Annotated in this window: 11 protein-coding genes; 6 read left to right on the forward strand and 5 right to left on the reverse strand. The window is 56.8% G+C overall.

Annotated elements, in window-relative coordinates; genetic code table 11:
• From BQ8482_RS35430 to BQ8482_RS35445, 4 genes are all read right to left on the reverse strand, one after another.
• Positions 1-323 (reverse strand): site-specific integrase (locus BQ8482_RS35430; RefSeq protein WP_165848843.1); only part of this gene is annotated, 323 nt, incomplete at its 3' end.
• Positions 324-593: 270 nt separating this feature from the next.
• Complete coding sequence (locus tag BQ8482_RS35435) at positions 594-1,721, reverse strand: SAVED domain-containing protein (RefSeq protein WP_123151790.1); 1,128 nt, start codon at positions 1,719-1,721, stop codon at positions 594-596.
• Positions 1,722-2,213 (reverse strand): type II CBASS E2 protein, encoded by a 492-nt coding sequence (locus BQ8482_RS35440; RefSeq protein ID WP_123151791.1) that lies wholly within the window; start codon positions 2,211-2,213, stop codon positions 1,722-1,724.
• 5 nt (positions 2,214-2,218) lie between these two features.
• Positions 2,219-3,415, reverse strand: coding sequence for a nucleotidyltransferase domain-containing protein (locus BQ8482_RS35445; RefSeq protein WP_123151792.1), 1,197 nt, complete (start codon positions 3,413-3,415; stop codon positions 2,219-2,221).
• 177 nt (positions 3,416-3,592) lie between these two features.
• Between BQ8482_RS35445 and BQ8482_RS35450 the strand changes: the two genes are divergently transcribed.
• From BQ8482_RS35450 to BQ8482_RS35460, 3 genes are read left to right on the forward strand one after another with little or no spacing between them, the layout of a single operon-like run.
• Positions 3,593-3,913, forward strand: a complete 321-nt coding sequence (locus BQ8482_RS35450) for a helix-turn-helix domain-containing protein (RefSeq protein WP_123151793.1) — start codon at positions 3,593-3,595, stop codon at positions 3,911-3,913.
• A 1-nt stretch (position 3,914) separates the two neighbouring features.
• Positions 3,915-4,820, forward strand: a complete 906-nt coding sequence (locus BQ8482_RS35455) for an ImmA/IrrE family metallo-endopeptidase (RefSeq protein WP_123151794.1) — start codon at positions 3,915-3,917, stop codon at positions 4,818-4,820.
• 5 nt (positions 4,821-4,825) lie between these two features.
• A complete protein-coding gene (locus tag BQ8482_RS35460; RefSeq protein WP_123151795.1) occupies positions 4,826-5,305 on the forward strand; it encodes a hypothetical protein in 480 nt (159 codons plus the stop codon).
• Between the two features lie 20 nt (positions 5,306-5,325).
• Here the strand turns inward: BQ8482_RS35460 and BQ8482_RS35465 are convergent, their stop codons facing one another.
• A complete protein-coding gene (locus BQ8482_RS35465; protein WP_133254895.1) occupies positions 5,326-5,664 on the reverse strand; it encodes a hypothetical protein in 339 nt (112 codons plus the stop codon).
• Positions 5,665-6,020: 356 nt separating this feature from the next.
• Between BQ8482_RS35465 and BQ8482_RS35475 the strand changes: the two genes are divergently transcribed.
• The 3 genes from BQ8482_RS35475 to BQ8482_RS35485 all read left to right on the forward strand — a co-directional run.
• The gene (locus tag BQ8482_RS35475) at positions 6,021-6,344 is read left to right on the forward strand and encodes a type II toxin-antitoxin system HigB family toxin (RefSeq protein WP_123151797.1); all 324 of its coding nucleotides are present in this window, start codon (positions 6,021-6,023) and stop codon (positions 6,342-6,344) included.
• A complete protein-coding gene (locus tag BQ8482_RS35480; RefSeq protein WP_123151798.1) occupies positions 6,334-6,714 on the forward strand; it encodes a helix-turn-helix domain-containing protein in 381 nt (126 codons plus the stop codon). Before BQ8482_RS35475 ends, BQ8482_RS35480 begins: the two co-directional genes overlap by 11 nt.
• Before the next feature lie 30 nt (positions 6,715-6,744).
• Positions 6,745-8,412 (forward strand): recombinase family protein (locus BQ8482_RS35485; protein ID WP_133254896.1); only part of this gene is annotated, 1,668 nt, incomplete at its 3' end.

The raw sequence follows: 8,412 nt of genomic DNA on the forward strand, positions 1-8,412 counted from the left end.
TCGGCGCTCAGCACGACCGGCAACTTGCGCGGCGTCCGGGCGTAAGCGATCCGCTCAGGCAGATCAGATCGACCCAGCGTCACGCCGTAGAAGAAACGCAAGGCGCAAACGGTCTGGTTCAACGCGCCCCACGAGACCCTTCGGCCCACTAAGTGGGCCTGATAGGCGCGCACCTCTTCGTATCCCAGTTGATCGGGTGATCGTCCAAAAAATCGACTGAACTTCGCCACGTGATGCACGTAGGATCGCTGGGTCTCCGGTGACAAATTGCGGATCGTCAGATCTTCAATCATCCGCTGACGCAGAGGGCTTATCTGGGCCATCTGGGGTTCTCCTGTCTGGAAGGTTGGCTCGACACCAAATCTTCTCAGACAGGGGCCTCCTCAGGCCAGACCCCGCATCAGCTACCGCGGCAGCGGTTTAGTTCAATCACGCTCCGCAGCACAAGGGAATCGCAAAACCGAATTGCAGGAAAACAGCGCTTATAAACCGCCAATCCTGCAATTCAAAAGCCGCTATCCGCCTCAATCAACATGCCAGATCAATGGCTTGCGGATAGTTCACGGTCGACTAGATAGTCACTACTCGACAAGTCAATGAATTTGGATGGCAGAAACAAATCCGCCAGCCCGGCGATTTTGATCGAACACATTCAAGGCAAGATCTGCTTTTGGCATCCACACACGTCCGACTTCCACTGCCGCTGAAACGGGCAAAGCCGGAAACATGTTTATAGTCGCACCTTCTCCATGCGCTGACTTTATTGTGTCGAACAGCTGCCTAAGCTCTTGCCGAAAGCGGGCAAGATCGGCGTAACTCCGCATGATATCGTTATGTGGCGACTTTGCGGTCAACGACCATATCGAAGTCTCATCGCCAAGGACGGAAGTAATCCGGTTCTGGGAAATGGAAGCACTGAGGCCAAGTATAAGCGCAACCGTCGGATGGATCTCGCTCGGTGTTTCGGTTTGAAATTCGATCGAAGGCGTATCATTCTGCCATTTCCAGGTCGCAGGTTCACGATGCCGTTGATGAATTACGGCGGGCAGAATGTCGCAGAGCTGTCGTCCAAGTTCAATCAAGAGCGGTTGCGGTGCCAGCGCAAAAACACTGGCATGGGTAATCTGCTGTCGTTCGATTCGCCCCCTGATCTTGTCGGCAAACTGACGTTGAAGATTATCCTGCTGAATTTGCCAATACTGTTCGTCAAAATCATCGAACGACAGGCCAAGCATGTCGAGATCGATCGTTTCGAAGGATGCCGGCGAGCGATCCGGTAGCATGGACGAAAAAATATCTTCTCTTGCGACAAGTGCTTCATTCTTGCCGATGCTGGCCCCGAAACGAATGACATGCGAGGCGCGATCCGGTTGGATGCCGCTTGCCAGGCGAACCCGCTGTTCGTGCTCCTTCTTCATGAGGAGCAGAAGTTGCTCAGGATGATCGTCAGGCGCTTCATCATCGATCAGGCGATGGTGCTTGGCGCAGAGGAGCATCAGGTTCGCAATATCCTTGGCGAGCAGCGTGGACCGGATCGGATGACCGCGTGCGCCATTGGGGGAGTCCGCCACGATATGCGCAACGAAACCGAACATTTTGTCTTCTTTGCCAGACAGCAGTTCACCGATGAGTTCGCAGTTGCAGCCGCGATATTGACAGCGCCCTGCCGACCGTGCCCAGAGCGCACACTGGACCTTGTAGTGAATTTTGGACTTTGCCATTCAATCGATCCTTCGAAGTGATGCATGCCGCCGTTGCAAGCGACTCCGACTAATGCGCTTCTCAACATCACGATGTATCGGATGTTCTCCCCCTCCCCGCCATTCGCCATCGGTCAGCCAGTCCTCGAAATAGAACAACCATAGCGACGTCCACGGAACAATGGACTGGTCGAGCCGCATCCATGGTTGCCATTCGCAGGTTCGCGGCAAATACAAACAGAGGCGAGTAGGCTTCTGATCATAAACGTGTGGAATGTCCTCTCCGCCGGAGAGCATCGGGAGATCGGGGTCGTCTATAAACACTCTCGGCGAACGGTTGGGCGCAAACTCCAGCCGCGCGTCATAAATGCGGGAGAGAGGTGTGGGCGATGCTTTGTAATGCCACCTCAAACCTCCCGATCCGAGCTCGCCTTCGCCTGCCGACAGTGGGTTCTTCGTCAAGAGAAGAAATTGCTGCGCGGCGGTTAATGGCTTCGGATCGGAAAAACGCATCGGAACTACCGGCCAAAAAAAGTGTTGGCGCGTACCGGCGTTACGCCGGCCGCGGTAACGCCGGTCACGAGGCCAATGCGCGGCGCTACGCCAAGGGTTCCGCTACGGCGAGAGACCGAGATATCCTCGGTGATCGAGTCAACTACGGCCTTGGCCGGACCGGAGCCAAACGCATCGCCGAGCTGCCGCTTTAGGCCGTCAATTCCCTCGACATCCTTCAGCCGGCTAATATCGCTGAGAGCGCGAGAGTGCCAAGTGAAAAATATCTCTGCGCGCTTGGGATCACCGTTCCACTTTTCGGCGAAATTCTCGCCCTTGGTCGTCTCGTTCCAGACGAACCACTGCATCCGACCGTTCACGCCGCGCACCTCAACAAAGTCAGGCATGTGCCGGATGACGTCGAAGAGAAGGTCTAATTCCGTGTCGTAGGTAAACGTCTTTACGCAGTATTCGTAACTCTGGGATGCCAACGTTGTAACCAGCACCGAAATCGGAGACATAGACAGGTCGATTTCGTTGACTGCGATGAAAACATCTCTATGTCGCTTCAAAATCTGGACGAGCCTTTGTAGCAGACCTTTGAAATAGACCTGCTCCGGATAGGGTTCGATGTCGGCACGCGCGCGATCTTCCGCATGGAAGCTTTTCGTCACCCGGAAACGAGGCGCCAGCTTCACGCGTTCAAGGAACAATGCCTTATAGCCCTTCGGGTTTGATGGCTTCCAAATCTTGAGCGCCCGATCGGCAACGAGCTCGCCACCCATGTTGCAATTGCGGTTCGGAATAGACGGCGTAATGTCCATATGAAATTCATTGGCGTAGACGAGCCGCCAGCAACGCGCCATCTCCACCAGCAGGGCTTTATAGTGACCGTTAGCTTTTAGCCGGTCGCCGATTGCTTTCTTCAATGCAACAGGCTCGATCCAATTCCCAAGACCAGGCGCATGAGCGACAAGATCGACGTCATGTTCATTGCTGCCAATCGGCTTTACGGTCGTCCCGATCGCTGTCGATCCCTGGAGAAAGATTCCCATTGCTTTTAGCAAAGGATCCTCCGATTCCGCCAGCCATCCGCCGACGCCGTCATAGCGCTCCTTCGCAAGCGCCGCCTGGCTCGGCGATATCTCCAGCGTGGCACACATCCGCTCAAGAGCGCCGATGAGCATTCCGTCCCGCATGATAAGTCGCTGATCGTGAAACATGCACTCTTCCTGCGCCTGAGAAGGTTCTAGTCACCGTAAGATTCGGCCGGCCACTTTCGTACAGATAAATCGAACGATTGCGATCGTCAATCCTTGTGCTATAGTTTTGTACAGATAAACCGAACGGCGCGGCGCGCGAGTGCACGCGCCTTCAGTGATTCAGGGAGCATTTCTAATATGTCTTTGGCTGCCAAGCTCAAAGAACTCAGGGGAAAAAGCCGCCAGTCGCTGCAGGAAGTTGCAGATGCTATCGGAGCGTCCAAGACACACATCTATGATCTCGAGTCCGGCCGCAGCACGAACCCGTCAATTGAACTTCTCACAAAGCTCGCTACGCATTTTCGCGTTGCCATCGCTGATCTGGTCGGGGAGAATCCAGAGGGAAAAGACGAGGAGCCCGGCCTCGTCGCGATGTACAGAGATCTCAAATCCCTGGATCCGCAAGATCGGGAAACAATCCAGATGCTGATGGACAGGCTAAAGCCCAAGGGGAAGTAGAATGGATATCTCGCGGATGGATTTGGCTGATACAGGGTCGCCTGAAGGACTCGTTACTCTGATCCTGAAGCATGAACCAAACCTTCCGCTCCCTGTGCCGATCGAGGAACTGGCGCTTCAGCTCGAAGTCGAAGAAATCGCTGAGCTTCAGACAGAGGGCTTTGAAGGAGGCTTGATCACCGACACCCACCGCAGCCGTGGCATCATTCTCGTTAAGAAAGGGGTGATCCAACCGCGGCGTCGATTTACAATCGGGCACGAACTCGGTCACTTCCTGATCGCAAATCATATCCCAGACAAGGCCGGCCAGTTTCTCTGCTCAAGGGAAGACCTTCGTACGCTCTCCGCGAAGGAGGGTGATCGTCGGGCAAAAATGGAGGTTGAAGCGAACCGCTTCTCTTCCCTGATTTTGATGCCGCCCACGAAACTGCGCGAGGCCTTCAAGAAACATCCCACGCCGAGTCTAGAGCATGTCTTTCAACTGGCTGATCAATTTGATGTCAGCAAAGAGGCGATGGCGCGGTCCTATGCGGACTATCACCCTGAAGCCCTGGCTTTCATTGTCGTCAAGGATGGGAAGGTTGGACGGGTTTACCACAATCGAAGCCGTTTTCCGTTCGTCGTAGCAAGCCGCAACAAATCGGTGCCATACGGTTCGTTATTCTACCGAAAAGGCCTGCAGATCGGCGTTCCCAGCGAGATTGACAGCCGGCTGCCTGATATTTGGATTGAGGTGCCCCGTGGGCAACGCGCCCCAACCATGAGTGAACAGGTCTGTCTTCAGAAAAACGGTTTTGCCTTGATCATGCTCTGGCACGAACGCGCGGAAGAGGACGAGGAAGAAAGCGAGGATATGACGGCGCGTGATCGGTGGCGGGCTCAACAGGCAAGATACGACGGGAATTAAGCCCGATGGAGAGCCATGACTTCGAGCGTCTTAAAGCACACATCGTTCCCCTGTCGAACTCGAAGTCATTCGAGACAGCTCGGCTTGAATGGGACCTGGTTGGCGTGGAGATCAGCGAAGAATTTGATCAATGCCCTTGCGGTCAGGATATTCTCGAACATTGCTACATTCGCAATCGGCTCAATGGCGCAACGACCTATGTCGGTAACGTCTGCATCAACCGCTTCGTTGGAATTGATACCGGCAACCTCTTTGAAGGTCTGAAGCGTATTGAGGCGGACCTCTCCGCCAACGCCAACGCCGATCTCATCGAGCACGCCTACCGGATGGGATACATTTATCATGACAAGGAGTATCGTTTCCTCAAGCAGACGAGACTCAAACGGAAACTCTCGGCGCCACAGGTGAGTTGGAAGAAAAAGATTAATAGACGGATTTTAAGCAAAACTATTGTCCGGCGCAGAGGAGCACATCAGGCTCGCTGACGCGGCTGCGGATGACACAATTACGCAACTTTTATGCTCTTGACCCCGGCGTTGCTCAAGAGATTGTAAAGCGTTGCAATCTTAGTTCGCTCCCCACGACGCCTGCAATACGTAAAGACAACGCGTTGCTTGGCGCGGGTGAACGCAACGAAGAATCCGGCCGTAGCTTCGATCTGGTCGCCGGCAAAGATAGTGGGTGTCGCGATGTAGCGGTCTTCTGACTCCAACCCACGACGGAAAGCTGAATCGATTCGCTCCCGTGTGCTCAGCAGGTGAGTCCCGGCCAACCAGCCCTTTTCCAAGTCGTCGTATCCGATTCGCCGCACAATGGCGGCGCGCCCCTTCCGTTTTGCCTGCAATGGGTTTCCGATGGTCCCTGATAATGCTCGGACCGGGTCTGTAGGCATGGCAGTCAAACGAGATAGGACCAGGATCGAGGTTCGCGACACGGCGGTTGAGTCCGAGACGTCTGCCGGATCTCCGGCCGTCGCACACGCGGCTATCCTACGTCTCGCCCGCTTAATCGGCCGTCAGATCGCCCGCGAGCAGTTCGAACCTAGGCTGACAGCCGAACGGCGTACGAAAGCCGGGACGCGGTCCGATGATCGCCCCTGAACCCTGCCACGGGCAGCTTTCCATTCCCGGCGAGACTTCCCGCTGGGGTCGTTTGCAGATTTGACTTGCACCCATTTCGGGACCAAAGTAAGGTTTCAGCATGAGGATTATTGCCCGTCACACTTTGCGGGAGTTCGTCGACAGGCTTGAGAGGCACAGAGACCAGCCGGCAGTGAAGGCTGCGTTAGATGCGTGGTTCGACGAAGTCAGCAAGGCGGACTGGAAAAGTTCGGCTGATGTGAAGCGCCTTTATGCCACGGCCAGCATCGTCAGCGCCAAGCGGATCGTCTTTAACATCAAGGGCAATGCCTATCGCTTGGTGGTGGCGGTCGACTTCGAGAAGAGCATTGTCTGGATCAAGTGGATTGGCGCCCACGGGGCCTATGACAGGATCGACGTAATGGAGGTAAAGCATGGCGACTGACCTGAAGCCCGTCCGCTCCGAAGCGGATTATGAGGCAGCGCTTGCCGAAGTGGAGCGCCTTTGGGGAGCAAAGAGCGGCACGCCGAAGGGTGACCGGCTAGACGTGCTGGCGACGCTGATCGAGGTATATGAGGAAAAGCACCATCGGATGGACCCGCCCGACCCGATCGAGGCGATCAAATTCCGCATGGAGCAGCAGGGGCTGTCCCGCAAAGATCTGGAACCGATAATCGGAACACGGGGCCGCGTAGCCGAGGTGCTTAACCGCCGACGCGGCCTCTCGATTGAGATGATCCGTAACCTGCACGAGCAGCTCGGCATCTCGGCCGAGGTGCTGATCCGCCCCACTCGCCAGGACGAAGCCGCCTGACGGGCCGATAGAAGCCGAGAGACACACCAGATGACCCGCATTGCGCTTTACGCCCGATATTCATCTGAAAGCCAGCGGGACTCCTCGATCGAGGATCAGTTCCGCATCTGTCGCGAGCAAGCAAAGCGGGAAAATTGGCAAATCGTCGGCTGCTACAAGGATGCGGGCATATCCGGAGCGAGTATGATCCTGCGGCCTGGCATCCGGATGCTGCTGCAGGATGCACAGGAAGGCCAGTTTGACTTGGTTGTCGCCGAGGCGTTGGACCGAGTAAGCCGGGATCAGGCCGACGTCGCCACGTTGTTCAAGCATCTGAAGTTCGCCGGCGTGCCGATCGTCACCCTAGCAGAGGGGGAGATCACAGAGCTGCATGTTGGGCTGAAGGGCACGATGAACGCGCTGTTCCTAAAGGACCTCGCCGCCAAGACGCATCGCGGCCTGCGCGGTCGAGTCGAAGACGGCAAGTCCGGCGGCGGGCTTTGTTACGGCTACAAGATCGTTAGGAAGCTGGACCACCGCGGCGAACTGGTCAGAGGTGACCGCGAGATCGACGTTTATGAAGCCGAGGTCGTGCGCCGCATCTTCCGCGAGTTTGCGGCCGGTATCGGCCCGCGCACCATTGCGAAGACACTGAACGACGAAGGTTTTGCTGGGCCCGCCGGCAGGCCCTGGATCGACACGACAATCCGCGGGCACCAGAAACGCGGCTCCGGCATCGTCAACAATGAGCTCTATATCGGGCGGCTGATCTGGAACCGACTTCGCTATGTGAAGGACCCGTCCACCGGCAGGCGCGTGTCGCGGGTGAATCCGGACTCTGACCGGATCGTGACCGAGGTCCCCGAGTTGCGAATCGTCGATGACCAACTCTGGCAGGCGGTGCGCGCTCGTCAGAGCGAGATCGTCGAGAAGTATGCCAATGTGACCGAGGCGGTGCGCGAGCACCACAGGAAGAACAAGCTGAACGGCGCACGCCGGCCGAAGTCGTTGCTGTCCGGCCTGATCTTCTGCGGCTGCTGCGGTGGCCCTTACTCGCTTCGTGGCGCTGGCCGCTTCGCCTGCTCGAGTCACATCGCCAACAAATCCTGCTCCAACAGCCGTACGATCCTGCGCGAAGAGCTGGAGAACCGCGTGCTGGCTGGCCTCAAGGACCGGATGATGTCGCCAGAGATAGCGGCGGAGGCCATGCGCGCCCATGCGGAGGAGATGAACCGGCTCAACCGTGAGCGCCGGTCCAATGGCGACGCATGGCGGGTAGAGCTTGAGAAGACCGGGCGCGAGCTGGAGAAGGCCATCAACGCCATTCTGGCCGGCCTGCCTCCCCTGACGCTCAAAGAGAAGATCGAGAAGCTGGAAACACGCAAGGCCGAGCTGTCCGCCCTCCTCGCTGACGTGCCGGAGGATGTCCCGGCCCTGCTGCCGAGCGCCTCGGCGATCTACGCCAAGAAGGTTGCCCAGTTGACGGAGACGCTGAACCGACCGGCAGGGAGGGCAGAGGCAGCAGAGGCGTTACGCACGCTGATCGAGAAGATCGTATTGCGTCCCGGTCCCAATCGCGGCGAGATCGAAGCGATGCTTTATGGCGAGCTAGGCACGATCCTGAACTGGGTTGAGCACCAAGCCGTTGGAAAGACTACAAAAAAGAACACTCCCGCAGCGAACGCTGCGGGAGTGTCGGTATCAGTGGTTGCGGGGACA

Source organism: Mesorhizobium delmotii (assembly GCF_900149755.1).
Lineage (GTDB): Bacteria > Pseudomonadota > Alphaproteobacteria > Rhizobiales > Rhizobiaceae > Mesorhizobium > Mesorhizobium delmotii.